The sequence below is a fragment of the Sinorhizobium fredii USDA 257 genome (assembly GCF_000265205.3).
Lineage (GTDB): Bacteria > Pseudomonadota > Alphaproteobacteria > Rhizobiales > Rhizobiaceae > Sinorhizobium > Sinorhizobium fredii_B.
Genome location: NC_018000.1, coordinates 5321506 through 5346962, shown reverse-complemented (window position 1 = coordinate 5346962; position 25457 = coordinate 5321506). Strand labels below are relative to the sequence as shown.

At 62.0% G+C, this 25457-nt stretch carries 25 protein-coding genes; 15 read left to right on the top strand and 10 right to left on the bottom strand.

The features are described 5' to 3' along the window. Positions 1 to 4: 4 nt before the first annotated feature. From ctaD to USDA257_RS25130, 4 genes are all read right to left on the bottom strand, one after another. Positions 5 to 2521, bottom strand: a complete 2517-nt coding sequence (ctaD, locus tag USDA257_RS25145; protein WP_014765799.1) for a cytochrome c oxidase subunit I — start codon at positions 2519 to 2521, stop codon at positions 5 to 7. Between the two features lie 85 nt (positions 2522 to 2606). After that, a complete protein-coding gene (locus USDA257_RS25140) occupies positions 2607 to 3593 on the bottom strand; it encodes a cytochrome c oxidase subunit II (RefSeq protein WP_014765798.1) in 987 nt (328 codons plus the stop codon). Further along, positions 3590 to 4717 (bottom strand): c-type cytochrome, encoded by a 1128-nt coding sequence (locus tag USDA257_RS25135; RefSeq protein ID WP_014765797.1) that lies wholly within the window; start codon positions 4715 to 4717, stop codon positions 3590 to 3592. Before USDA257_RS25135 ends, USDA257_RS25140 begins: the two co-directional genes overlap by 4 nt. Beyond that, complete coding sequence (locus USDA257_RS25130; protein ID WP_014765796.1) at positions 4708 to 5295, bottom strand: cytochrome c oxidase assembly protein; 588 nt, start codon at positions 5293 to 5295, stop codon at positions 4708 to 4710. The genes USDA257_RS25135 and USDA257_RS25130 overlap by 10 nt, the downstream gene beginning before the upstream one ends. Positions 5296 to 5568: 273 nt before the next feature. Between USDA257_RS25130 and USDA257_RS25125 the strand changes: the two genes are divergently transcribed. From USDA257_RS25125 to USDA257_RS38865, 5 genes are all read left to right on the top strand, one after another. Further along, entirely contained in the window at positions 5569 to 6024 is a 456-nt protein-coding gene (locus USDA257_RS25125) for a DUF2231 domain-containing protein (RefSeq protein ID WP_014765795.1), read from the top strand. After that, positions 6017 to 7570: a PQQ-dependent sugar dehydrogenase gene (locus tag USDA257_RS25120; RefSeq protein ID WP_014765794.1), complete on the top strand. Its 1554-nt coding sequence runs from the start codon at positions 6017 to 6019 to the stop codon at positions 7568 to 7570. Before USDA257_RS25125 ends, USDA257_RS25120 begins: the two co-directional genes overlap by 8 nt. An 88-nt stretch (positions 7571 to 7658) precedes the next feature. Further along, a complete protein-coding gene (locus USDA257_RS25115) occupies positions 7659 to 8438 on the top strand; it encodes a ZIP family metal transporter (RefSeq protein ID WP_014765793.1) in 780 nt (259 codons plus the stop codon). 147 nt (positions 8439 to 8585) lie between these two features. Next, a complete protein-coding gene (locus USDA257_RS25110) occupies positions 8586 to 9026 on the top strand; it encodes a DUF2267 domain-containing protein (RefSeq protein ID WP_014765792.1) in 441 nt (146 codons plus the stop codon). Positions 9027 to 9111: 85 nt separating this feature from the next. Then, entirely contained in the window at positions 9112 to 9447 is a 336-nt protein-coding gene (locus tag USDA257_RS38865) for a hypothetical protein (protein WP_014765791.1), read from the top strand. Positions 9448 to 9525: 78 nt separating this feature from the next. On the opposite strand, the gene USDA257_RS25100 is transcribed toward USDA257_RS38865, so the two are convergent. Continuing rightward, the gene (locus USDA257_RS25100; RefSeq protein ID WP_014765790.1) at positions 9526 to 10539 is read right to left on the bottom strand and encodes an NAD-dependent epimerase/dehydratase family protein; all 1014 of its coding nucleotides are present in this window, start codon (positions 10537 to 10539) and stop codon (positions 9526 to 9528) included. Between the two features lie 21 nt (positions 10540 to 10560). Then, the gene (locus USDA257_RS25095; RefSeq protein WP_014765789.1) at positions 10561 to 10989 is read right to left on the bottom strand and encodes an FKBP-type peptidyl-prolyl cis-trans isomerase; all 429 of its coding nucleotides are present in this window, start codon (positions 10987 to 10989) and stop codon (positions 10561 to 10563) included. Between the two features lie 314 nt (positions 10990 to 11303). On the opposite strand from USDA257_RS25095, the gene USDA257_RS25090 reads away from it, so the two are divergent. Continuing rightward, positions 11304 to 11831: a cytochrome c gene (locus USDA257_RS25090; protein WP_014765788.1), complete on the top strand. Its 528-nt coding sequence runs from the start codon at positions 11304 to 11306 to the stop codon at positions 11829 to 11831. 91 nt (positions 11832 to 11922) lie between these two features. Here the strand turns inward: USDA257_RS25090 and USDA257_RS25085 are convergent, their stop codons facing one another. Together USDA257_RS25085 and USDA257_RS25080 are read right to left on the bottom strand one after the other, a co-directional pair. Then, positions 11923 to 12360 (bottom strand): VOC family protein, encoded by a 438-nt coding sequence (locus tag USDA257_RS25085; RefSeq protein WP_041414654.1) that lies wholly within the window; start codon positions 12358 to 12360, stop codon positions 11923 to 11925. Between the two features lie 73 nt (positions 12361 to 12433). After that, positions 12434 to 13825 (bottom strand): S8 family serine peptidase, encoded by a 1392-nt coding sequence (locus USDA257_RS25080; RefSeq protein ID WP_014765786.1) that lies wholly within the window; start codon positions 13823 to 13825, stop codon positions 12434 to 12436. 141 nt (positions 13826 to 13966) lie between these two features. Here USDA257_RS25080 and USDA257_RS25075 point away from each other — a divergent pair, with 141 nt between their 5' ends. Both USDA257_RS25075 and USDA257_RS25070 read left to right on the top strand, forming a co-directional pair. Next, entirely contained in the window at positions 13967 to 14509 is a 543-nt protein-coding gene (locus USDA257_RS25075; RefSeq protein ID WP_014765785.1) for an RNA polymerase sigma factor, read from the top strand. Further along, the gene (locus USDA257_RS25070) at positions 14506 to 15288 is read left to right on the top strand and encodes an anti-sigma factor family protein (protein ID WP_014765784.1); all 783 of its coding nucleotides are present in this window, start codon (positions 14506 to 14508) and stop codon (positions 15286 to 15288) included. Before USDA257_RS25075 ends, USDA257_RS25070 begins: the two co-directional genes overlap by 4 nt. Positions 15289 to 15832: 544 nt before the next feature. On the opposite strand, the gene USDA257_RS25060 is transcribed toward USDA257_RS25070, so the two are convergent. Together USDA257_RS25060 and USDA257_RS25055 are read right to left on the bottom strand one after the other, a co-directional pair. After that, positions 15833 to 16546, bottom strand: a complete 714-nt coding sequence (locus tag USDA257_RS25060; protein WP_014765782.1) for a DUF6065 family protein — start codon at positions 16544 to 16546, stop codon at positions 15833 to 15835. A gap of 304 nt (positions 16547 to 16850) precedes the next feature. Continuing rightward, positions 16851 to 17789, bottom strand: coding sequence for a sugar-binding transcriptional regulator (locus USDA257_RS25055; protein WP_041414652.1), 939 nt, complete (start codon positions 17787 to 17789; stop codon positions 16851 to 16853). 325 nt (positions 17790 to 18114) lie between these two features. Between USDA257_RS25055 and USDA257_RS25050 the strand changes: the two genes are divergently transcribed. The 7 genes from USDA257_RS25050 to USDA257_RS25020 all read left to right on the top strand — a co-directional run bounded on the left by USDA257_RS25050 (position 18115) and on the right by USDA257_RS25020 (position 25373). Continuing rightward, complete coding sequence (locus tag USDA257_RS25050; RefSeq protein ID WP_014765780.1) at positions 18115 to 19743, top strand: ABC transporter substrate-binding protein; 1629 nt, start codon at positions 18115 to 18117, stop codon at positions 19741 to 19743. Between the two features lie 97 nt (positions 19744 to 19840). After that, positions 19841 to 20854: an ABC transporter ATP-binding protein gene (locus USDA257_RS25045; protein WP_014765779.1), complete on the top strand. Its 1014-nt coding sequence runs from the start codon at positions 19841 to 19843 to the stop codon at positions 20852 to 20854. Continuing rightward, the gene (locus tag USDA257_RS25040; RefSeq protein WP_086018024.1) at positions 20851 to 21849 is read left to right on the top strand and encodes an ABC transporter ATP-binding protein; all 999 of its coding nucleotides are present in this window, start codon (positions 20851 to 20853) and stop codon (positions 21847 to 21849) included. The genes USDA257_RS25045 and USDA257_RS25040 overlap by 4 nt, the downstream gene beginning before the upstream one ends. Beyond that, on the top strand, positions 21846 to 22772 hold the full coding sequence (locus USDA257_RS25035; protein ID WP_014765777.1) for an ABC transporter permease: 927 nt from the start codon (positions 21846 to 21848) through the stop codon (positions 22770 to 22772). The genes USDA257_RS25040 and USDA257_RS25035 overlap by 4 nt, the downstream gene beginning before the upstream one ends. Before the next feature lie 11 nt (positions 22773 to 22783). Then, complete coding sequence (locus USDA257_RS25030) at positions 22784 to 23665, top strand: ABC transporter permease (RefSeq protein WP_014765776.1); 882 nt, start codon at positions 22784 to 22786, stop codon at positions 23663 to 23665. Positions 23666 to 23677: 12 nt separating this feature from the next. Beyond that, positions 23678 to 24421: a glycerophosphodiester phosphodiesterase family protein gene (locus USDA257_RS25025; protein ID WP_014765775.1), complete on the top strand. Its 744-nt coding sequence runs from the start codon at positions 23678 to 23680 to the stop codon at positions 24419 to 24421. 37 nt (positions 24422 to 24458) lie between these two features. Further along, the gene (locus tag USDA257_RS25020; RefSeq protein ID WP_014765774.1) at positions 24459 to 25373 is read left to right on the top strand and encodes a TIM barrel protein; all 915 of its coding nucleotides are present in this window, start codon (positions 24459 to 24461) and stop codon (positions 25371 to 25373) included. Positions 25374 to 25457 lie beyond the last annotated feature (84 nt).

Genomic DNA, 25457 nt, shown 5'->3' with positions numbered 1-25457 from the left:
CACCCTACCCGACAAGACGCGGAAAACCATGGATCAGTGCCAGTCCGAGCAGCGACTGCGTGACGGTGAACTGATACAACAATACGTAGTTGTCGAAGGTAACCCGACGCTCCTTGTCCAGCTTGCCGGCGAGATGCCGGGCGATCGTGAACAGGCCCATGATCAGCAAGGCGAAGGCGAGTTGACCGAAGAGGACAGCGCCGAGATAGACCATTGCTCCATAGGCGTTGCCGCCGGGCCGCAGACCGCTCAGCAGATGCCCCAGCACTTCAAGCCCCAGGGCGCTCATCAGGCACCCGAGCGACAACAGCAGAACCGCTGCGGTTGCCAGGCGAGATACGGCAATCCTTTCGAATGTCCGGCTGGCAAGCCACAACGAGCCGCCCCCGATCATCAGGAGCGCGGCGGCGGTCAACGGCCAGGAGGCGAACGGCAGTGCCGGAGATCCTGCCCAGACATCGGGTGAGACAAGCCAAAGGAACAGATAGGAGAAAACATAGGCAAAGTAGAGAGAGCCCCCGACGAACATCAGGATGACCATGGCCCACCAGGAGTGCGAGGACGGTCCGGTCATGTAGGTCGGCAGCTTCATTCCCTTCGCCACCTCTATCATGCCCTTGGACGGTCCGGGGTCGAGTCCCCAGGCCCAGACGAGACAGAAGGCGATGGCGATCACCCCGCAGAGGATGGCGATCATCACGAGCTTGACCGTCAGCAGCAGGAAGAAGGCTGCCGTGAAGACCGCGGCGAGAAATGGCGACCAGCCTGGTCCAGGCATCTGAATGACATATTGCGGGTGGGCATTGATCGGGGACGTCACGATCGTTTCCCGGCCGCCCGTGGGGGCATTGGGCAGGTAATGGTGCCCGGCGCGCACTTCCTCAGGCAGGCTCGGCCTGTCCCAGAGGGGCTCGCGACCGGTGACGTGGGGTATGCTGCGGGTGGAATAGACGTCGTTCGGCAACCATTCAAGCGTGCCCGCCTCCCAGGGATTTTCCACGGCACCTTTTCCGAGGCGGAAGTTGCTGACGAGATCGATCAAGAAAAGCACGACTCCGGCGGCCAGGACGTAGGTGCCGATTGTGGAAACGATGTTCAGCGTCTCCCAGCCGATATCCGCCGGATAGGTCCACACGCGCCGCGGCATGCCCTTGAGCCCGGTCAAGTGCATCGGCAGGAAGGCGATGTTGAAGCCGATGAACATCAGCCAGAACACCCAGCGGCCCAGCCGCTCGGAGAGCATTCGCCGGCTGAACAAGGGTGTCCAGTAGTAGAAGGCGGCAAAAAGAGGGAATACGAACCCGCCGATCAGGACGTAATGGAAATGCGCGACCACGAAATAGGTGTCGTGCACCTGATAGTCGAACGGCACCATGGCCAGCATCACGCCCGTCAAGCCACCCAATGTGAAGATGAACAGGAAGCCGAGGATGAAGAGCGACGCGGTCGTGATGCGAAACCGCTCTCGACCGGCGGCAATTGTCGCGATCCAGGCGAACACCTGGATCCCCGACGGTATGGCGACCGTCATGCTGGCGGCGGAGAAGAAGGCGAGGCTCAGCGCCGGAATGCCAGTCGCGAACATATGGTGCACCCACAGCCCGAAGCTGAAAAAGCCGACGCCGATCAGTGCCACCACGATCAGGTGGTAACCGACGAGCGGCGTGCGCGCCATGGTCGGTACGATCATCGAGACGAGGCCGGCGGCCGGAAGGAAGATGATGTAGACTTCCGGATGCCCGAAGAACCAGAAGAGATGCTGCCAAAGGAGTGGATCGCCCCCGAGCGCTGCAGTGAAGAAAGGCCAGGCGAACGCCCGCTCAAGCTCCAGCATCATTGTTGCCAGGATCACCGCGGGAAAGGCGAACATGATCATGCTGGCGAAAATCAGCATCGTCCAGGCGAAGATCGGCATCTTGGCAAGCGACATTCCCGGTGGCCGGGTTCTGAGCACGCCGACGACGATTTCGATTGCCCCGGCAATGGCCGAGATCTCGATGAAGCCGATGCCAAGCAGCCAGAAGTCAGCGTTGTCGCCCGGAGAATATTCCGTCAGCGTCAGCGGCGGATACATGAACCAGCCGCCTTTGGGCGCCAGGTCGTAGAAGATCGTCGAGAAGAAGACCAGTCCGCCGACGACATAGGCCCAGATGGCGAAGGCACTGAGACGCGGAAACGGCAGGTCGCGAGCCGCGAGCATCTGTGGCAGCAGCATGACGCCGAGCGCCTCCACAGCCGGTACGGCAAACAGGAACATCATCGTCGTGCCGTGGACGGTAAACATCTGATTGTAGAGATCTTGACTGATGAGCCGATTGTCGCCGACGGCCAGTTGCGTGCGCATGAGGATGGCCAGCACACCCGCCAACAGGAAGAAGAGGAACGCCACACCGAGATAAAGAAGGCCGACGGTGGTGTTATTGACAGCCGTCACGAGCCGCCAGCCGCGCGGGCTTGCCCAAATACGCTCGAGATCGCGAACTTCTCCTTTCGGCCGGGGATCGGGATTGGGCAGTTTCATCAACCGCTACCACCGTTAGCGTCGCGAGAGTGGGCGACCAGGAGGGCGAGGCTTCGTTCAGGGCGAAGGAAATCGAGCATCGTCGTCACCTCAACTGGTCCAGATAGGAGGCAAGCTGCGACCGTTCGCTTTCGGTGAAGATGCCGTAAGACGGCATCAGATTCTCCGGCTTCACGTGCTGGCTGTCGCGGATCCAGCGGGCGAAGGCGTCCGCATCGTTCTCGAGTGTTGCGGCGGCAAGCGAGCGGCGGCTGCCGACATGCGTCAAATCCGGGCCGATCGTGCCCCGTGCCTCTGTCCCGCGGACCGCGTGACATGCGCCGCACCCGGCGGAGAGGAAAAGCGCTTGCCCTGCCGCCGGATTAGCGCCGGTGGGAATACGGGCATCGTCTGCCTCCTCAACAAGCCAGGCGTCAAACTGATCTGGCGGCATTGCTATGACATAGAAGGACATGAAAGCATGCGCGCCGCCGCAATATTCGGCACACTGGCCACGGCTGATCCCGGCCTTTGTCGCTCGAAGCGTCAAGATGTTCGTGCGGCCGGGAATCATGTCGAGCTTGCCGGCCAGTCGGGGAACCCAGAAGCTATGAATGACGTTGGTCGATGTCAGCTCAACCTCTACCGGCCGCCCGACAGGCAGCCGGATCTCGTTGGCGCTCTCTGCACGTCGACCGCTGTCGTCGACATAGGTGACCCGCCACCACCAGCGTTCGCCTACGACCTCAATGCGCAATCTGCCGTCGCTCCGCGCGGCAGGTAAGCCGGATCCCATGAGGTAGAAGCCATAGCTGAGCAGGATGCTGAGGGTTAGGGTCGGAAAAACGAGGCCGCCTCCGATCACCAGTCTCTCGCGGGAAATGCGCGCCCGCCGGCGCTCGCCGCCCCAGAGCGCTCCAGCCGCGATAAGACAGACGACAGCGAGAACTGCGGTAGACAATAGAATGAGCGTCCAGGCGAGGGTGTTGATGCGCTCGGCCTCGGTACCGGAGGGATCGAAGACGGACTGCACGCCGGTGCAGCCTTGCAAGAGGAGAAGCGTGAGCGGCGCGATCGATACGGCAGACCTCATCGGCCCACCTCTGCTAGAGGAGCGGTCTGTGCATATCCGGAAGGCAGCGACGCCAGATAGGCCGCGACGTCTTCGATCTGTCGCTCGTCGAGCGCCCGTGCGACCGCCGCCATGATCCTTCCATAGGCGGTCTGGCCACGTCCTCCTTTCTGCCACAGGCGCAGTTGCCCGGCGATATAGGCGGCATGCTGACCCGCGAGGAGAGGAAACTGGGGTGACTGGCGGCCCGAATGGCAGCTCATGCAGGCCGGCACCTGCTGTTGCGGAATGCCGCTGTTTGCAATCGCTTTGCCGCGCCGTATTTGCTCCGGGTCGTGCGCGGCGGACGACTTTTTCACTGCCGGCCGAAGCTCCGCATAGTAAGCCGCCAGCCCCCGCATTCCGCTGTCGTCCAACAGATCGGCGACGGGCTCCATTGCGCCACTTGCCCGGGTTCGCCGCGCATATTCCTGGAGGCTGCGAAGCAGATAGTCCTCGGACAGTCCCGCCAGCCGCGGGATATGGTCGCCATTCGTGCCGATGCCTTCGTTTTCATGACAGCGTCCGCAGCGGGTAAAGGCGCGGCCGTTTGCCAGTCCCTCGCCATTGTCGACGGGGTCGCGTGTGAGCCTCGCAAGGTCCGAATAACCGCTTGGTGAGGAGGGCATGTTCGCCAGGAACGCCGTCATTGCCCAGATTTCGTCGTCACGTTGCGGGTTCGGCCATGCAGGCATGCCGGTGTATTTGATGCCATGCTTGACGATCCAGAAGATCTCCTCCGGTGGACGCCGTTTGCTGACGTCCTCGAGGTTGGGCGGCGGGGGCAGCATGCCGGTGACGATCGGGTTTGTCTTTTCGTCGGGACGGCCATGACAAGGCACGCAGCCCCCTTCGTAGTGGGAAGCACCAAGCCGGATCATCCCCTCGTTCCCGAGTGGCGGGACCTCGATTGACAAACTCCGGACGGCGATCGAACGCTCGCGGACCACTTCGAAAATCCAGGTCGTAATTCCCAGGTGGTCCTTGGAGGCCGCAACATTGTAGATACCTGACCATGTGAACGCGGCGCCGGCGACCATCATGCCGCCGGCGACCAGGCCGGCGACCTTCGCAATCGTTATCCAGTCCAGGTTCTTCAGGTCCACGCCTCTCCACCTGTTTTCGGCCTCTGATGGGCTTCACCTGTTTCCATTGCGAACAACCAACGCGCGCCGATCGCGATCCCAGCAATGACGTAGGTTGCCGGACAGACGGCCAACATGAGGAGGCCCGCGAGCTGTTGGTCGGCCAGTGTTGCGCTCAGGGCCTCAGCACTGTGACCCGAGTGGGCGCCGGCGACGTTCGGATAGAGCACGCGAGGCGCGAAAACGAAAAGCACCGCCAGCAAACAGTAGAACTTGCTGGTGATAAGGAGGGCAACGATTGGTCTCCAGCGAGCCTCGCCATTGGAGCGAAACACCAGCCGCCAGAACAGGAAGGCGGTGAGAAAGAGGCTGGCATACATCAGTATGTGGATTGCAGGAGATTCGTGGGCACGGTCGAGGAGGGGCGGAGCGTGCCAGCCCCACAGAGCGGCGAGTTGCGCAAGTGTTGCCAGTCCGAGCGCTCCTGGCGTCGTTTGCCGCCGTTCGCGGCCATAACGCAAGGTTGCGATTGCTGCCAACGGCGCGAGGAGGTTCATCAGCAAGATGTGCATCGTCATGTGGATTGCCAGCAGCCCCATCGGTCCTTCCCTTCTGCTCCGAAGCGGCCGAGCAATGCCGCGCTTTGACAATCCAGCTGACGAACTCGGTCCGCGCTACACCGGGTCCAGGTAGTCCATGCCGTGCTCGGACCACGGCACCGATCTGCTGCGCAGAATTGGGAAACTGCTACGGAACGCCATGGTTCCGGCCCGGCCAGTGCTTTGGGCCCATCTTGGATTTCGACACATTCGGCGCAGGAACAAAACGCGCGTGCCGCTGTTTCAGATCGCGACCCCAGACAGGAGGCGCCGATGAGCCTGGGACACTCCCCATCGACAGCCACGATCCCGCGCTATTCGATCCATTCGCTGTTCGCAGCGTTTCCGATCGCTTGTTTCACCCTGGCGCTTGTGACCGACATCGCCTTTTGGCAAACGGCGCATGTGATGTGGCAGAATTTTTCGGCCTGGCTGCTCTTTGCCGGAGTGGCTTTGGGGGCCATCGCGGCCTTGGCCGGCGCGGTCGAATTCGTGGTTCGCCGGGATACACGCGCACCTCGTGAGGTATTGCCTCATGCAATCTGTTACTTGGTCATTCTTGTGATTGCTTTCGTCAACAATCTTGTCCACGCGGCCGATGGCTGGACCGCCGTCGTTCCTTACGGCCTGATTCTCTCGGCTGTGACCGTGTTTGTGATAGTCGTCGCTGCCGTACTCGATCGCGCTCTGCTCTATCGAGCTCACACCGGGGTGAGCAAATATGGGTAGGCCTGCTTCCCCCCGCGTACTCGCACTTGCCGTTGGCTCGGTTGTTACTTTCGCGCTTGCAGGCTGCGGCGACGACGGCGCCGATTTCGACGTCTCCCAGCAGATCGGCCCCGATCCGGTCTTGCCGGAACCCACCTCGGAGCTTTTTCCCGATATGAGAATCGCCGAGGTCGTCGGGTGGCGAGAAGGGGAGGCGCCCAAGGTGCCGGAGGGCCTTTCCGTCTCCGCTTATGCGACGAAGCTTGTCAACCCCCGCACGCTCCACACCCTGCCAAATGGCGACGTGCTTGTCGTCCAATCGCGTGAACCGCCCGGCAAGCCCACCACCCGGCCCAAGGACTTGATCCGCGGCTGGATCATGTCGATGGCGCGAGGCGGCGGCGGCCCCAAAGGGGAAAGCAATCTGATTACGCTGCTGCGGGACACCAACCGCGACGGTCAGGTCGACGAACGCAACAATCTTTTGACTGGCCTCAATTCTCCCTTCGGCCTCGCGTGGCATGGCGGAACGCTTTACGTGGCGGCGGCCGATGCGATCCTCGCCTACCCCTATGAACTCGGCCAGACGGCGATCAGCGGGACGCCACGCGTGCTGACCCCGCTTCCCGGCGGGCCTATCAACCACCATTGGACCAAGGATTTGGCACTCAGCCCGGACGGGCGCTACCTTTACGCCTCGGTCGGCTCCAACTCCAATGTAGCGGAACACGGATTGGAATCCGAAAAGGGCCGTGCGGCCATCTGGCAAGTGGATCGGGAAACGGGCGCTGCCCGCGTTTTTGCATCGGGGTTGCGCAACCCAAACGGTCTGATTTTCCACCCCCAGACCGGCGTTCTCTGGACCGTGGTCAACGAGCGAGACGAGCTCGGACCAAACCTCGTGCCGGACTATATGACGTCGGTGCAGGAAGGCGGCTTCTACGGCTGGCCCTGGAGCTACTTCGGCGATCACGTAGATGAACGGGTCCACCCGCCGCGCCCGAACATGGTCGAGAAGGCGATCGCACCCGACTACGCCCTTTCCAGTCACGTCGCAGCGCTGGGGCTGGTGTTCTCCAACGGCTCCGCTTTGCCGGAGCCTTTTGCCAATGGCGCCTTCATCGGGGAGCACGGCAGCTGGAATCGCAGCGCCTTCAATGGCTACAAGGTTGTCTATGTTCCGTTCGAGAATGGTCGTCCGGCGGGAAAGGCTCAGGATGTCGTGACGGGCTTCATCGAGGGTGATGAGGCGCGTGGCCGACCGGTCGGCGTCGCTATCGATGGCACCGGTGCGCTCCTCGTCGCCGACGATGCCGGCAACACTGTCTGGCGGGTTGCGGCCGCAGACGGATCTGTGACGCCGAGGCCGATCGACACGGATCGACAAAGTGGTGACGCGACGACGAGCGGCGCCAGCCCCGACGCCGACGCCACGGAACAATCTATACAGGCGGGGCCATCCAACGATACGGAACCGGAGAAGCCTCAAACGGGCGATCCGCTTTCCCCTGGACCATCTCAGATGGAGATCGCCCCGGCCGTACTGCCGAGGGAGGCGGTGCAGTAGAAGGTTGCCAAAACGCTTACTCCGGAGCTTTTCGGACCGTGTTCATCCTGGCGATACATTAGGCTCTTCGACGGAAGGACTGACAGTCATGGACGGCCAGCTGGTGGTTGTTCTCGCGGTCGCTATCTGCGCCGCCGTGGCATCTCCGCTCGGCGGCCTCATAGCCATCCTGCTCAATCCGACGACACTGCTGCTCTCCATTTTCGTAGGCTATGCGGGTGGCGTTTTGATGGGCACCTTCGCGTTCGAGATGATGCCAAAGGCCTTAGAGCAGTCATCACTCTTGATTGCTTCCGGCGGCTTCGCCCTCGGTTTCGGCCTAGTTTATGGCCTTGATTTCTATATCAATCGTGGCGCATTGGCAGGCCCGAAATCCTCGCAGAGACGCTGGGTGGAGGGATATCACAAGCGCCGGGCGCCGCGCGGCAGCCAGGTGACCGTGCTTGCCGGAGCCACGAGCGTTGAGGAGCTCATCGAAGGGCTGACCATCGGCGTTGGCTCTGCGATCGATCCGACGGTGGCAGTCATTGCCGGCTTGGCGGTCGGAATAGACAATATCGCGGAGGCGCTCAGCATCGGCGCCCTCCAGCGTGAGGAAAACCAGGAACGCTATGCCTGGCCCATCTTCAAGTGGACCGGCCTGATCGGGATTTCCCTATTTGGTTCCGCAATGCTGGGGTGGTTTCTTTTCCGGAATTTGTCTGAGGTCATACTCGGCTTCCTGCTCGCCACTGGCGGTGGAGGCATGTTTTATCTCGCTGTGACGGATCTTATTCCAGAAGCCGAGGAACACCAGTACCAGGAATCCGCGGCGATCTCGATCGCCGCCGGATTTCTCACGGTCTTTGTGCTCTCCGAGGTGCTTTAGGGCGGGATTGGGCGCTGCTTGTAGAAAGCGGCGACGCTTATTCATCGAGGTGACGTTGCCCAGTTGCATGGAGAAGCAAGCTGCGCTGGAACATCTGCCCATCCATCTGGTTCGACCGGCATCGATCATCAACAACGGGAGAGCATCATGAGTGCTTCCGGTATCGCCGTCTTCGACAAGACGCTCCAGACCACGAATATCTGGCTCGATGAAATCATGGAACACCAGGGGCCGGATCGTCAGCGCGCATGGCATATTCTGAGCGCTGTTCTTCACACCCTGCGCGATCGCTTGTCCGCCGACCTGTCGGCTCATCTTTCCGCGCAACTGCCGCTGCTCGTGCGGGGGACCTATTACGATCAATACGAGCCCTCCAGACAGCCGGTACAGTCGCGGACCCTGGACGAGTTCCTTGGCCGGGTGAAAGAGGAACTCGCGTTCACCCGCCCGGTCGATGCCAAGGAGGCGGTGCAAACGGTATTTCACGTGCTGTCGCACCACCTTGATCCCGGCGAAGTCCGCAAGATCCGCGAAAGTCTGCCCCAGGATATACGGGCACTCTGGCCAGACCCGACCCAGCGTCAATAGACCGGCCAAAGGGTGGGTTAGGTCATGCAATTGCCATGCGCCGAGAAAGTTGCTGGGGGTATGTACACCTCGTCGGAGGAATCCCATGTCATCGTTCGAAATCCTGGCTGACCAGGAAACCACCGATAAGCTCGGCGCCGCCATGATCATTTTGGCCCGTGACGAAGACGGTGGCCGTCCCCGTAAAGGCGTTATACTCACGCACGAGCTCGTCGAGGATGCATTCGGTGGCGACCGCGACCGAGCAGCTGAAGTTATCAGGTCCGGCGTAATCGATCATGAGGCTATGCGCAGGATCGACAGTCCGGACAGGCTGAGCTATGAGACGTTGGATGTCGCGGGCGCTCTCGTCCGCTGGCACTTGGTGACCTTCAGCCGCGATGATCTGGGGCTCTTCGAAGGACCAGTGCGTTCCGGATGAGATTGCCAGGAATCGCAAGGCCAGCTCCCATCATGAGTGGCTGTGGCATGGGATGCCCGGCAAATCGGCCGGCTCCTTTCAAATGGCGAGATCTTCCGCGCCCTCTATGGCGAGCGCTTGATCATCAACATCATAGTCAAAGTGTTGCCAAGGATAGGCGGCGAGCTGCCGAAGTATCTCGCGCCAGTCCCGGCCTGGTGTCGCCGCGATCAGCCAGCGCACCGCGTGCGTGACCCGCTCTGCATAGGTTTCGGCATTTGGAACTGAGGAGGCGCAGAATATCGGTTTTTCGACCGACCACGGCGTCGCGCCGAAGGTCGGGGGATAGGGCGCGTCCGGAAGCCCCAGAAGATCGGCTTGCCGCTCCATCGCGTTCATGATTGCGCGGCCGATTTCAGCGACAGTCGGCGCGTCGGCGTCTACCACGTTCAGCACCTGCGACCCATTGGAGTTCAGCGAGAAGCACAGCGCCTCAGCGATCGCTTGCGTCGAGGTGGTCTGAAACCGGCTACGACCGCCATAAGCCAGGGGGATGCGTTTGCGACCGTCGAGCAGACGCTTTACGAACCACCATTCCCTCGCGTGCTTGCTGTAAGGACCGTGGATCGCGCAGGGTCGCAGGACGGTGACCGGAATTATTGCCTCATCCAAAAGACGACGCTCGATCGCGACCTTTCTCGTCGAATAGGTCTGTGGCCCCGGCTCAACCGTACGATGATCTTCGGGGATCGGCAGTGGGTAAGCGGGAAAGCCAAGTTGGCTTGCCTCGTCGAGCGTCCGGCCCGTCGCATCGCAGTAAACGCTGGCACTGGAGATTAAAGCCAGGCGCCCGACACTATCCCGAAATTCCAGCAGCTGATCGGCATGTCGTACGTCGAACGCGACGCAGTCGAGTAGCAATTCCGCTCCGCCCGCAAGGGCTTTGCGGAGTGCAGCAGGATCCTCGCGGTCGGCGACAACGTGCTGCCATGGACCAAAGATTGGTGGCGGGGTCCGGCTGACGAGCCGGACCTTCCAACCGTCGCGGGCAAGACGCTCGGCAACGGCAAGGCCGATCTGACCGGTTCCCCCGAGAATGATTGCAGTGGACATGGCGCACCGATCGCGAACCCGTTACGGACGAAGGATTTCCACGACGGTGACGTCGACAACCAGATCCTGGCCGGCAAGCGGGTGATTGGTGTCTACTGTCACTTGTTCGTTTTCGACCCTGGTAACGGTAACAGCCGTCTGCCGCCCATCCGAGGCGGTATGCTGAAGTCTCGTGCCGACCTCGACATCCTCGGGAACCGCTGAACGCGGGATTATCTGCACCTTGGTGTCATCGCGTGGGCCGTAAGCCTCATCTGCAGGGATGGTAACCGTGTTGGTTTCTCCGATTGCCATACCGGCTATCTGGCGATCGAGGCCGGCAATGACTTTGCCCGCTCCGACTTTAAATTCAAGCGGCTGGCGACCTTCGGAAGAATCAATGACGGAGCCATCCGCCAGCTTGGCAGTGTAGTGCATGCGAACGACGTCGCCGTTCTTGACTTCGGTCATGTCTTGCTCTCGATTTTTGCATGAGGAGCTTGCGGTCGCAGCCCTGATAGGCCTTGCGCCGCGCGACAGCCGGACCTGCCGGCATCAATGCTGGAGAATCTAGGGCGCTGGCGGCGGATGTAAACCACGGGTGTATACGTGTCTTGACCGGAACGGAGTGGAATGCACCGCGAGGCTACTCCATGAACACCGCGCCGGCCCGAGGCGCCATCTCCCGTAATCTTCGATAATTCAAAATAGCTAATATATAGAACAAGTTCGTCGTGATATTCAGTTCGTTTGAAATTGCGAGCTTCTGTATCACGGAGGGTAAGATGTTTCGATTGAGCGCTCGGTATGCATTTTTAGCCTCCTCCGCATTGTGGCTACAGCCGAGCATGGCAGCTGCCGATGACACGCAGATTGCGCGCGGCGAATACCTGGTCACGATCGGCGGCTGCAACGACTGCCACACACCGGGGTATTTCTTCGGAAAGCCGGACACCTCGCGATTTCTGGGTGGATCGGACGTCGGTTTTGAAATCCCCGGGCAGGGTGTTTTCGTCGGCCGCAACATTACGCCTGACAAGGAGACCGGCATCGGCGGCTGGACCCGGGAAGAGATTGTGACTGCGCTTCAGACCGGGCAGCGGCCGGACGGTCGCGTCCTGGCACCAATCATGCCGTGGCATGCATTCGCGCAGCTCACGGAAGAAGACGTGACGTCAATCGCAGTATTCCTTCAAAGCCTGAAACCGGTATCCAATCACGTTCCCGGACCTTTCAAGCCGGGCGAGAAGGTTTCAACCTTTCTGTTCCGGATCTTGCCGCCCGGTGAAACCGCAGCCACCGCGCCGAACTAGCGACTGACAAGCCGATGGCTCGGGTAACGCTGTGCCGTTCCATGGCGGTAACGAATGCGAGCCGTGGTAGAGAGTTTGACGAGGCATGCGGTCAAGTGCCTGCATTGGCGAACGCTTCGGGCACTTGGACGGCCGCATCGGGATGCATCCACAGCGGCTCCCAAATATGGCCGTCGAGATCCTCGAAGCAGCGGCTGTACATGAGAGCCGTATCCTGCGACTTTTCGCGCGCCTCGCGTGCGCCGGCGGCGACCGCCTTGTCGGTGATCGCATCCACCGCCTCGCGGCTCTCCTGCGAAATGACGAGCAGCATTTCGCTCGTCGAATGCGCATCCGCGATCCGCTTGGACGTGAACTGACCGAACTTGTCGTGCGTGAGCAGCATTATGAAGGTTGTGTCGGAGAACACCATGCAGGCGGTGGACTCGTCCGTGAACTTGGGCTGGTTCGCCGCGCCGATCGCCTCGTAAAAGGCCATAGACTTAGCAAGGTCGGCGACGGGTAGGTTGACGAAGATCATGCGGGGCATGGGTTCATCCTTATTCTGGCTTTGGATCGAGCAGCGCCTTGCCGCTTTCCGCCGGACCCTTCTCGCCAGATGTTCATGGTGCCGCCGTGCAGATTCCCCGTGCATCCAACAGGCCCCAACCGAAGACCGGATCCTTTCCCGGATCGCCGAGATCTTCCACATTTCCGGTAAGCCTGTCCCGGATCATCTCAGGCGCAAGTCCCGGTTCGGATGCCTTCATCAGCGCCACCGCGGCGGTGACGAATGGTGCGGCGAAGGAAGTACCCGTTTTGGGACGTGCGCCGCGGATCGACGCCGCGGTCCAGACCGCGACGCCCGGAGCGGCGAAGTCAATGTGCTCACCGCGACCGGCGCGCCTGTAAGGCCGCTTGCGCTTGTCCGTCGCGGTAACCGCGATGACCTCCTCATAGGCTGCGGGATAGGCCGGCTCCGCTCTCGGCCCGCCGTTGCCGGCAGCGGCAACCATAATGTGGCCGCGCGCCCCCAGCTTTTTCACGGCCTGTTCGAGCAGCAGATTGGGCGGGCCGGAAAGGCTCAGATTGATCACCTGTACCTGGCGGCCGGCCAGCAGATCGAGAGCACGCACGAGGTCAAAGGCACCCGAGCGGTCATCCTGCCGCCCGGCACGGTGAAATGCGTCCACGGCGATCAGCTTGCCGCCCGGTATCAGACCCGGCGTGCGGCTCATCGCCGAGCCGACGAGCAGGGCCGCGACAGCCGTCCCGTGCTGCTTGCCGGACTCTGGCAATTCGGCGTCGGCAAGGCGGATGATTTCAATGTTACTGCCTTCGAAGGCAGCGTGCTCAGGGTTGATCGCCGTGTCGATCAGACCGATCGTGGCTCCGCCCGTGCAAGCGCCGGGCCAGTCCTGCGCCGTGGGCCAGCCGATCACGGTGCGCGCCATGCAGTCGCCAGCAGCGCATCCCGCTTCGGCCCGTTGCTCCGGTCGGTAATAGTGGTTGAAGTCGACGACGGCCTCGGGCGCGAGACCTCGCGCCCGCTCTCTCGCGGCGTCCAGTGTCAGGCCCGAGGGGATGCGAAGCTTGGCGGCTTCAGCGTTGAATGTCGCCATCGTGCCTTGCTCCAGGACTTGAAAGCCTGCCTCCGTCAACTGCTCGAGCTGAGCCGGGCTGAAACCGAGCCCGACGATCTCATCGGAGGCTTGTGTCGGTGCAGGTGGAACGGAGGCCCTTGCGCGCCGTGAAGTGGTCCGACGAGGGAAGAGGTCACGGAATCGGAACAGGCTCCTGCCATCGCTCCATCCAGCGCCCGCACCGTAAGAGCCGGAGCGCCCGGAAGCCCCGCGGTCGTCATCGCCGCCGCCGTCATCGTCGTCGTCGGCCAGAGCTTGGCTGCTCCCGAGAATTTGAAGCACCATTGCATGACGCGGAGCCAGGACATCGCCGGCGACAAGTGCGATTGCAGCAAGGAGAGCAATCAGAGCGAGTTTCAGCGTGGAGAGCATCTGAGAACCTCGGTCGGCTTTGTCGTGCTCCAAGCGGGCAGCGCATTTCTTGGAGGCACGGGTGAGTGCCTGTAGATTGGATGGAAACGGCTGAGTCGTCGATCTATTCCCTCTTCTAGTCCAAATTGCGGAGTTCGGGACATGAGCAATGCGGTGAAAGATGTCGGTGAACGCCTCACGGCGTTCCTGCCCAATCTTCGCCGCTTCGCCATCTCGCTCTGCGGTTCGCGAGATATCGCCGACGATCTCGTGCAGGCGGCTTGTGAACGGGCGCTTGCCAGTGCCGAGCGCTTCGAGCCCGGCACGCGCTTTGACGCGTGGATGTTCCGCATTCTCCGCAACCTGTGGATCGATCAAGTGCGCAGGCAGAAGACCGCGGGCGTCCAGGACGATATCTCCGAACGGCACGATCTCGCCGGCGCATCCGGCGAGCGCGAGGCCGAAGCGCGACTGACCCTCAAGACTGTGGCTGAAGCGATCGGCGATTTGCCGGACGAGCAGCGGGAGGTGCTGCTTCTCGTGTGCGTCGAGGAGCTTTCCTATCGCGAGGCTGCCAATGTCCTCGACATTCCGATCGGAACTGTCATGAGCCGGTTGGCGCGGGCGCGCAAGGCTCTGGCCGAGGCCGCGGGAATAACGACGACGACTGCACGTTCTCGGGTGATGAAGGGCGTAAACGAATGACCAGGACGGATTTCTCCGACGAGATACTGATGCGCTTCGCCGACGGCGAGCTCGATGCCGAGACCTCCGCTGAGATCGAGCGGGAAATGGAAACGGACGACGCGCTTGTTTCGCGGGTGGCGCTCTTCATCGAAACGCGCCACGCGGCCAAGACAGCCATGAAGCCGCTTCTCGCTGAGCCGCTGCCGGCCGAACTAACGGCCGCCGTCGAAAGGATGGTCGCGGAGAAGACCTCTGCGCAGAACGAATCCGGCGCCAGCGTTCTGCCTTTCCCGCGCCGGCCCGCAAACGATCGGCGCACAAGCCGCTGGCTCGCGCCCGTCGCCGCCTCTCTTGCGGCGGTCATCGCCGGCTTCGGCGGATACTGGCTCGGTCTTGGCGAACAAACCGTGGCCGAGGGCGTCCTGCCTCCGACGGTTCTCAGCAGTCCCGCGCTTGAAGAGGCGCTCGAGACCGTCGTCTCAGGCGAAGAAAGGCAATTGCCGGGTCCCAACCAGCGCTTCCGTGCGATCGCCACGTTCCGCGACAATGACCAGGCCCTGTGCCGGGAGTTCGAAGTGGACTCGCCCGACCGCTCGACGGTGGTTTCCGTTGCCTGCCGCGCCGACGCCGAATGGCGTGTGACCTTTGCCGTCGTCGCCCAGGGCGATAGCGGCGGCTATGCGCCGGCATCATCCACCGAAACGCTCGACGCCTATCTGGCGGCGATTGACGCCGGGGTGCCGCTCGAGCCAGAGGAAGAGGCGAAAGTCCTCGACGGCCTGCGCCAACAAAAATAAGGGCGTGGCGAACGCCGATCATGGAATAGAGGGAGGTGTAGCCCGTTACTCCGCCGGACCGACTGATCGGTCCGCTTTTCTAAAGGAGTAAATGGCATGAAGAAGTACTGGAAAGTGAGTACGGCACTCCTCGCCAGCCTGGCGGCATTTGCGGGCCCTTCGGCCGAGGCAAGAGAGTATCCGCTAACTCTTCCTGACGTCGAGAACGCGTCCAGACAAAACGCGCAAACGACTGGCCGGTCCGACGGTGAAATCATCGTCGCCGGCAACAGTTCATCGAATTCGAGCTCGAACTCCTCGAGCAATTCGAGCTCCAATTCGTCGTCGAACAGCTCGTCGAACTCGAGCTCCAACTCATCCTCGAACTCGAGTTCCAATTCATCTTCGAACTCGTCCTCGAACAGATCGTCCAATTCGAGTTCGAACAGCTCCGGCCGTGACTATCGTCCAGGCAAGCCTTGGCGCGTATGGCGGTGAAGCGGCGGGTAAAAAAGAGCGGGGGCCGGATCGATCCGGCCCCCGTTCTCTATGCGCCTCATAAATTTCAGCGAGCAGCACGCGCCGTCTTGCGATACCAACCTTCGCCGGCAATGGTATTCCGGTAGATCGTATCGCGTTCCGCGGCCTCGTTGCGTGTCTCGGTGCGGATCTCTGCCGTGACGGCGGTATCGGTGCGGCGAAACGGTATCACTTGCACAAGCGGCGTGCCCTTCTCAACGACATGGAGACCGTCCGGTGCCGTCGCGAAGAAGGGAAAATGGATGTGAGCGGCATAGGTGTCGGTGTCGACGATGCCCGCCACGCATTCGAAAGGCTGTCCCGGCCGGTTGAGCGGCGGCAGAAACAGGCAACTCCAGCCCGGCGGCGTGCGGATCGACCAGTAGTTATGAAACTTGCACGGCGGCGAGGGCTCTCTGGGATTACCCGCCACCTGATGGGCGCCGTGATTGCTGACCATCACCCGGTCGAACTCCCAGCCGGCCTCGACATCGCGGCCGCCATCCTTGATCTCGAGTCGCACGGTTGCAGCGATCGGCAGGATCCAGCCGGTGGTCATCGCGTCGAGGAATGGCATGCAGCGTTTGACGGTTAGACCGTTATTGGTCGTCGACAGGTGCTTTTTGTCGACCGGCGGCAGCCTGCGGAACCAATCCGGCAGGGCCAGTTTGGCGGGTACCGGCGGCGCGATGACGTCGCGGTCCTCCGGACGGCAGAGAAAGCGGATCACCCGCGGTCCTTTCTGCAGAAAATGAAACATCCCGGTTCTCCAGTTGAGTGACCCGGGAGAAACGTAACGCCGCGACTTCTATTCCGTCGCCGATTGGCTTGTCGCACGGAGTAGGCGCCAGATAGGTTGGGCCAACGGTACTTGCTATGACCAGTCAGGCCAGCGGAGGATGCGGCACGGTTCTTCATTTCGGCCACAGTTCTCGAACTGGAGCGGGGTGTACTTGGCGCGCAGCGCCGGGCCGCCGCCTCTTTCTCCTCGATCACCAGCTTGATCGAGGCTTACCTCGAGACGCGGTTCATTACCCGCAGGTCCTCGTGACGGTCGTTCGCCGCTAAGCTTGCTGCAGCATGGCTTTGGCGCTCTCGGCGTCGGTGATGATGATCGTCGCTAATCTTGCTCTTGCCAGCGCCAGGAGAATGGCGTGCTTGTGCAGGCCGCCTGAGGCGACGATGCGGCAAGGGATTTGGCGATATTCGTCCAGTTCCGGTGAAAGCACCTGGCTGTTGATTGGGTGGTCGATGGGGTTGCCTTCGGCATCGAGATAGCACCCCAGCAGATCGCCGACTGCGCCGACGGCGATCAGATCGGTGACATTTGTTCCTTGCGGTAGGCCAAAGCGCACCTGCAGCGACTGCTGCGACATGTCGCCAGCGCTGAGGTAGGACACGTCGACGTCACAGGTCTGGCGGAAGATCTTCCGGAACACTGACTGGGCGATGATGGCATCGCGTGACTGCGGACTTTCCGCATAGATCGGCGCCACGAAATAGTGGCACTGCGCCTTCAGGATCTGGGCGAAGCCACGGACAATCTCGAATGTATTGATCTGCGAGCCGTGCGTCAGGCCGCCCATCATTGAGCGCACGTCGATTTGCGGCTCGCTGGCAGGGGTCATGTGCAGTACCGTTTCACGCAGCGTCGCTCCCCAGCCGACGCCGATCGAGGCCGGTTTTCTCGATTGGATCAAGCGATCCAGATAGCCGGCAGCGCCACGCCCGATCACGGAGTGAAGCTGGCGCGGATCGACCGGGGTCGGCACAACCACCGCGTCTTCCAATCCGAAGCGGTTACGCAAGCGCGATTCGAGTTCGACATTCTCGGCCAGCGGCGAACTGAAGCTGATGCGGACGACTCCCTCTTCCAGCGCCGCCGCGAGAAGCTCATTTATCCGACGACGTGTGAGATTCATGCGCTCGCCGATCTCGGCCTGTGTCAGTCCCTCGACGTGATAGAGCCAGGCGGCCCTGATCATCAACTCCTGCTGCCCCATGCAGTTCTCTCTTGTTGTTACAAACGTCACATCAATGTAACATATGTAAATTAATTGGCTCTCAACGACAACCTTCCAGGCGCCGTACTCCATGACGACAGTTCCTCGGCTTTTCGATTGCGATGGTGCGCGGGCCGACACCGCACCGGTTGCAAGCGATACATTCGCCCAAGGAGCTACGACGCCCAGCTCGCAGCACCGCTGTCGACCCATGTCACGGAAGTTTCACCCGAACATCAGGAAAACGACACGCCGCCGGACATAAGAGCGTCGCCAAGCAGTGTCCCCCGAGTAATGCCTCGATCCAAGGCAAAAGGAGATTCCCATGCTTTCAATCAATCGGCGCAGCGCCCTCGGTCTCATAGGCGCGACTGCGGGCAGTATGATCCTGCCACGCTTCGCGTTGAGCCAGGGCACGCGACCCTCCGTGACGATTGCGGTGCAGAAGATCACCATCAACAATACGCTCGACGTCTGGAACGAAACGTCGAATGTCGGCGAGCGCGTGTTCTTCCCGAACCTCTGGGAAGGCCTGATCCTGCGTGACTGGATGGGCAATCAGGGTTCCGTTGCGGGCCTCGCGACGGAATGGAAGCGCGTCGACGACAAGACGCTCGAGCTGAAGCTGCGTCAGGGTGTGAAGTTCCACAATGGCGATGAATTGACGGCCGAAGACGTTGTGTTCAGCTTCTCGGCCCAGCGCGTCTTCGGTGACACGCAGCCCGCAGGCGGCAAGACCATCTTCGAAGACGAGCACAAGCCGACGAATGCCAAGGAGCTGCCGGCAATCGTCCCGGGCACCGGCCGCCGCCTATGGCCGGCGCTCGCCGGCGTCGAGGCCATCGACAAATATACCGTCCGCTTCCACAATGCGACGCCGGACGTCACCATCGAAGGTCGCCTATACGCCTTCGGCAGTCAGATCGCCAATCGCCGTGCCTGGGACGAGGCTAAGACTTATATCGATTGGGCGCGCAAGCCGATCACCACCGGCCCCTATATGGTCGGCGAGCACAAGCCCGATGTCTCTTTGACCCTCGTCGCCTTCGACGAATATTGGGGTGGTCGTCCGCCGCTGGAGGAGATCCGATTCGTTGAGGTTCCCGAGGTTTCCTCGCGCGTGAATGGGCTGCTTTCCGGTGAGTACGACTTCGCCTGCGACTTGCCGCCCGATCAAATCGCTGCCGTCCAGGGGGCGGCCGGGTACGAGGTACAGGGCTCCACCATCCACAATCACCGCATCTCGGTTTTCAATGTCCAGAACCCGATCCTTCAGGATCCGCTGGTCCGTCGCGCCATGACCCATTCGATCGATCGGCAGGCGATCGTCGAGGCACTCTGGGCGGGCCAGACAACCGTTCCGGCCGGTCTCCAGTTCCCCTTCTACGGCGACATGTTCATCGAAGGCTGGACAGTTCCGGAATATAACCCGCAGCTCGCCAAGGATCTTTTGAAGCAGGCCAACTACAAGGGCGATGCGATCCCGTTCCGTCTTCTCAACAACTACTACACGAACCAGACCGCCAATGGTCAGATCATGGTGGAGATGTGGCGGCAGGTGGGGCTCAACGTCGAGATCCAGATGAAGGAGAACTGGGGACAGATCCATGATCCCTCGGGAGTGAAGGGCGTGCGCGACTGGTCGGCCGGTGCCGCATTCGGTGATCCCGTCTCCTCGATCGTCGCCGGATTCGGCCCGAACGGCGAGGTCCAGCAGAAGAAGGACTGGACGAATGCGGAGGCCAACCAGATGGCCCAGATTCTCGAAACCAGCACCGACCACGCCAAGCGCAGGAAGGCCTTTGCCCGCATGCTCGAGATCTGCGAGCGCGAAGACCCGGTCTACCAGGTGCTTCACCAGAACGCGGTATTCACCGGCGTGAAGTCCTCTTTGAAGTGGAAGGCGGCGCCCGCCTTTGCAATGGACTTCAGGGCCTCTAACTGGGCCGGGTGAAACGCTGATCCAAGGATTCGGGCAGCGCTGCGGCTGCCCCGAATCCTGCTGGCACCGAAACAACAATGCGGCAGCCGGAACACGATCGGAGTGAGAAATGAGCGCAGCCAACACCAACCTGGTGGAATTGCGTGATCTGAAGGTCGTCTTCGATGGCGTGCAGGTGCTGCATGGCATCGACCTCAATGTCGCCAGCGGAGAGGCTCTCGGGCTTGTCGGCGAGTCGGGTTGCGGCAAGTCCGTGACCTGGCTCGCGGCGCTGGGGCTGCTGCCGGGAAAGGCGGCGGTTACAGGTTCTGTGAGGGTCGATGGCCGGGAACTGTGCGGAGCGCGGCGTCCCGCCATCGAAGAGATCCGCGGCGGACGGATCGCAATGATTTTCCAAGACCCGTCGAGCTCGCTCAACCCGGTCCTGCGGGTCGGCAGGCAGATCGTCGAAGCGCTTCACATTCACCGCGGCCTTCGCGGCGCGGCTGCTCGAGCCGAATCCTTGCGGCTGATGGACATGGTCGGCATCCCCGATGCGTCTCGGCGCTTCGATCTTTTCCCGCACGAGTTCTCCGGTGGGCAGTGTCAGCGCCTGATGATTGCGATGGCGCTTGCAGGCCAACCGGACCTCTTGATCGCGGACGAACCGACGACGGCGCTCGATGCGACCATCCAGGCGCAGATCCTCGATCTTCTGAACAAGCTTCGGGCAGAGACCGGCATGGCGATCGTTTTCATCAGCCATGACCTCGGCGCCGTCTCGCAGGTGTGCGAGCGAGTCTGCGTCATGTATGCCGGCCGGATCGTCGAGGAGGGAACCGTCGCCCAACTGTTCGCCGAGCCGCGACATCCCTATACGCGCGGATTGTTCGACGCGATTCCGCGGATCGACGGGCCGCGCCAGCGGCTCATTCCGATTCCGGGCACGGTTCCGAACCCGAAACATCTACCCGAGGGGTGCTCCTTCTCGCCGCGCTGCCCACGCGCCGTCGACGCCTGCTGGACCGCGCGTCCGCCTCTCGAGCCGCAGGATGACGGCCGCCGGCTTGCCTGCCCGCGTCCGGTTCCGGCGGTCACACGCAGCGAGGCAAAGAGAAGAATTACCGAGGGATTGGTACAGTGATGCCGCTTGTCGAAGCGGACAATCTCGTCCGCATCTATGAAGTCCGGCGCGGTCTCTTCGGGCGCCCGAGCCCGATACGCGCTGTCGACGGCATCTCGCTGGCGGTGATGCCGGGCGAGACGCTCGGGATTGTCGGCGAATCCGGTTCCGGCAAATCGACACTGGGTCGGATGCTGCTGGGCATCGACCCGGCGCAGACGGGCGCGGTGAATTTCGAGGGCCGCCCCGTGCCGCAATACGGCACGGCCGAATGGCGGGCGCTGCGCGCGAAGATGCAGCTCATCTACCAGGACCCGCTCGCGGCGCTCGACAGGCGCTTGACGATCGCCACGCAGATCGGCGAGCCGTTGGAGATCCACAGGATCATCCCGAAGGAACATCGTCCAGCCCGTGTCGCCGAGCTGATGGCGGCGGTCGGATTGCGTCCCGATCAGGCCGGCCGTTTCCCGCATGAGCTTTCGGGCGGCCAGCGGCAGCGGGCCGTCATTGCCCGCGCTCTTGCTTCCCGGCCGAAGCTTCTCGTCTGCGACGAGCCGGTCTCCGCGCTGGACGTCTCGATCCAGGCCCAGGTCGTCAATATGCTGCGTGACCTCCAGGAGCAAAAGGGCATCGCCATGGTCTTCATCAGCCATGATCTGAAGGTCGTTCGCAACATTGCCGATCGCGTCGCGGTGATGTATCTCGGCCGAATCGTCGAGGAGGCCTCGTCGGACGTGATTTTTCACTCTCCTCAGCACCCCTACACCAGGGCACTGGTTTCAAGCGTGCCCGTGCCTGGCAAGCTGCTCGAAGGCCGGGTCATCCTTCAGGGCGAACCTCCCAATCCGGCGGATCGCCCATCGGGTTGCGCTTTCCATCCCCGCTGCGCTCTCGCGCGCGACATCTGCCGCACGAGCGTGCCGCCTCTTCGCCGGATCGGCAGCGGGCGAACCGCAGCATGCCACGTCGTGGCCGGTGAGGGCGCGTCGGTCGAGACTTTGAGGAGACGGGCATGATCCGCTTCGTTCTCGTGCGACTGCTTCGGGCCGCGATCACGATTCTGGCCGTCGTGACCTTCGCCTTCGTCGTGCTGCGCATGTCCGGCGACCCGGCCCAGGTGATGCTCGGTCCGGACGTCCCGCAGGACGCTGTAGAGGCTTTCCGCAGGGCCTGGGGCCTGGACCAGCCGTTGTGGATCCAATACCTCGCCTACATCAAATCGATCCTCACCGGCGATTTCGGCGTCTCCATGCGCGACAAGGCTTCGGCGCTTCAGCTGGTAATGGAGCGGGTGCCGGCTACCCTGCAATTGACCGTGCCGGCGCTGATCTGCAAGCTTCTGATCGGTATCCCGGCCGGTGTCTATGCCGCCCTCCATCGCCAGAGCTTCGCCGACCGCGGCGTGATCATGCTGGCGATCATCGGGTTTACCATTCCCTCCTTCGTGATGGGCCTGGTCCTCGTGCTGATCTTCTCGGTTCTTCTCGGGGTGCTGCCGTCCGGCGGCCAGGACACATGGGCGCATGGCATTCTGCCGACGATCACCATGAGCATCGGTGGCATCGGCATTCTCGCCCGCTTTTCGCGCAGCGCCATGATCGAGGTGATGGGGCAGCCCTATATCCGCACCGCTTCTGCCAAGGGGCTGAAATGGCGCGACGTCATCTGGAGCCACGCGCTTCCGAACGCCGCGGTTCCGATCGTGACGATCGTCGGCTTCATGGTCGGCTCGTTGATCGCCGGCGCCGTCGTGGTGGAATCGATCTTTTCCTGGCCGGGCATCGGCCGGCTGCTGGTCGTTTCGGTGAGCAACCGCGACCTCGCCGTCGTGCAGTGCATTCTGTTGATCATCGCGGCGGCGATGGTGGTGTCGAATCTCGTCGTCGACCTGCTCTATGGCTGGCTCGATCCGCGGCTGCGGTCGCATGCAGCTCAGTGAGGAGATGCGAGATGGCTTCCGTTGATCTGCTCGAGAAAACGTCGCCTGCGGGGCGGCTTCGAGGCGCCGTTGCATCCCTGCGCCTGAGAATGCCGATTTCGGTGGCGTCCGGCGTCATCTGGTTAACGGCGATGGTCGCGATCGCCCTGTTTGCCGACTACCTGCGGCCGTATGAAATCACCGCCATGGATCTGACGAGCCGGCTTTCTTCGCCGGGCACGCTCAAGCACTGGCTCGGCACCGACGAACTTGGCAGGGACGTGCTGTCGCGGCTGATCCAGTCGATCCGCGTGTCGTTGATCATCGCCTTTGGCGCGACGCTTCTGTCTGCCGTGTTCGGTACGGCGCTCGGCTTCGCAGCGGCGCGCTTCCGCGGCGTGGTCGAGCATCTCGTGCTCGTGCTTGCGGACTTCCAGGCGGCCCTGCCGTTTCTCATCATGTCTCTCGCTGTCCTCGCATTCTTCGGTTCGTCCATGGAGTTGCTCGTCTGCCTGATGGGTTTTTATGGATGGGAGCGCTATGCCCGGATCGCCCGCGGACTGGCGATCTCGGCCGGGGCGCAGGGCTATGCGGCCGCGGTCGTGCAGCTCGGTGCAACCCCGGCGCGGGTCTATCTCCGCCATATCCTCCCCAATGTCGCGTCGACGCTGATCGTCTCGATGACACTGACATTTCCGGAGATCATCCTGATGGAGAGCGGACTGTCGTTCCTCGGTCTCGGCGTGCAGCCGCCCGAGACAAGCCTGGGCAACATGGTGGGCTTCGGGCGGGAATATCTGACCCGCGCCCCCTGGATCATGCTCGCCCCCGCTGCCGTCATCATCTTTACGACCCTTTCCATCTCGCTTGTCGGAGACTGGCTCCGCGACAAGCTCGACCCGACGATACGCTAAGGAACCATCCCCATGACAAAGGTTATCGGTCATCGCGGTGCCCGCAATCTGTGGCCGGAAAATTCGCTGACCGGATTCCGCAACGCCCTTCAGCTCGGTGTCGATGCGATGGAGTTCGACGTGCACCAGACGGATTCGGGCGAGCTGCTCGTCATCCACGATGCGATGCTCGACAGGACGGCCGAAGCCGCCGGGCCGGTGCGCCGGCTGACGCCCGCAATGCGTGCAGCGACGAGATTGCGAGATACGGACGAGACGATCCCGACATTGGCCGAAGTGCTGGACGTCCTTGCATTGAGTGACGGGCCACACCTGCATGTCGAAATCAAGGTCGATGAATCCGGTACGCCCTATCCGGATATCGCCCGGCGCGTGGCGGAGGAGCTTCGGCGCTTCGGGGCGGACAAACGCGCCCATCTAACCTCTTTCGACACATCCGTGCTGACGGACTGCCGGCGCAATGCCCCGCATGTCGCGCGTCTCGTATCCGTCAACGAAGACTGGGCGCGACGGCAGGGCGGGCTCGGTGCATTTCTCGCCGCGGTCGATGACCTCGTCGACATCGTCGCGATCCACCACGAGTTGATGGCGGCCGAGTGGGAGCTGATCCGCAGCACCATGCCGCTGGAGCGGCTCTGCGTCTGGACCCTGAATGAGGATGGGGAAATCCGCCGCTGGCTCGATCGAGGCATCGGCCATCTGACATCCGACAGTCCCGATCTGGCGCTCCGCCTACGTGACACCATTGCCGCATAATGCCGGCCGCGGTCGGCCATCCAAATGGAGACGAGCTATGAGCAATATCATCGCAACCGGGTTTAGCGTGGAGTCCGTGGACGGCGAACTGGACAGCCTTGAAGTCGATCTCCGCCGCCTGAGCGCGCTCGGCGTCGATGCGGTCGAACTGGGCCTGACGAGCATCGACCTCATCGCGGGCGGACGCATCATCAAGGAAAGAGCGGAGCGGCTTGTGGCGCTCACCGGCGGGTTCCCCTTCCGCTACACGGTTCATGGCCTCGTTTCCTCGAACTTCATGGATCCGGCGACGGCGGGTTATCAGTTGCAGGCCGCCAAGGCGCTGGTGGAGATCTGCGATCGGATCGGCGCCCGAACACTGGTTCAGCATGGCGGGCACTTGCGCGCCGACCAGCCTTTCGAGCGGGCGGAAGCGGACCGGCGGGAGCGCGAGGCGCTGCTAGAGCTTGCCGAATATGCAAAACCCTACGGCGTGGTGATTGCCCTGGAGAACATCTTCACCACGGAGCCGGGGCAGTATCGCCAAACCCCGGCCGAGATTGCGGAAACGGTGAAGGCGGTCAGCCATTCCAACCTGGTGGCGCTGATCGACTTCAGCCACGCCTACATCGAATCTACCTATCGCGGGCTCAACTTCCGTGAACAGATACGCGCCATGGCGCGGGTAACGGGTCATCTCCACGTCCACGATTCCTTCGGCCGGCCGCAGGCCTTCTACAAGGGCTTCTACCCGCAGGAATTCACAGCGCTTGGCATCGGTGACCTGCATATGCCGCTCGGTTGGGGCGATATCGACTGGGAGGATATCTTCAGCGAGCTTAATTTCCTGCCCGACACGGTGCTGATGATGGAGGTCGGTGCGCGTTATCGCTACGAGCAGGCCGAATGTCTAGAAAGAGCGAAGCGGCTGATGATGCTGAACAACGGCCGCAGTTCACTAGCCGCGGAATGAGGAGGATGCGCTGTCTGCCGCAAAGACCAGCACGGCAAAAACGTTGATTACGTGCCTTATTCGCGGCTTTTCCCTCAGTTCAAT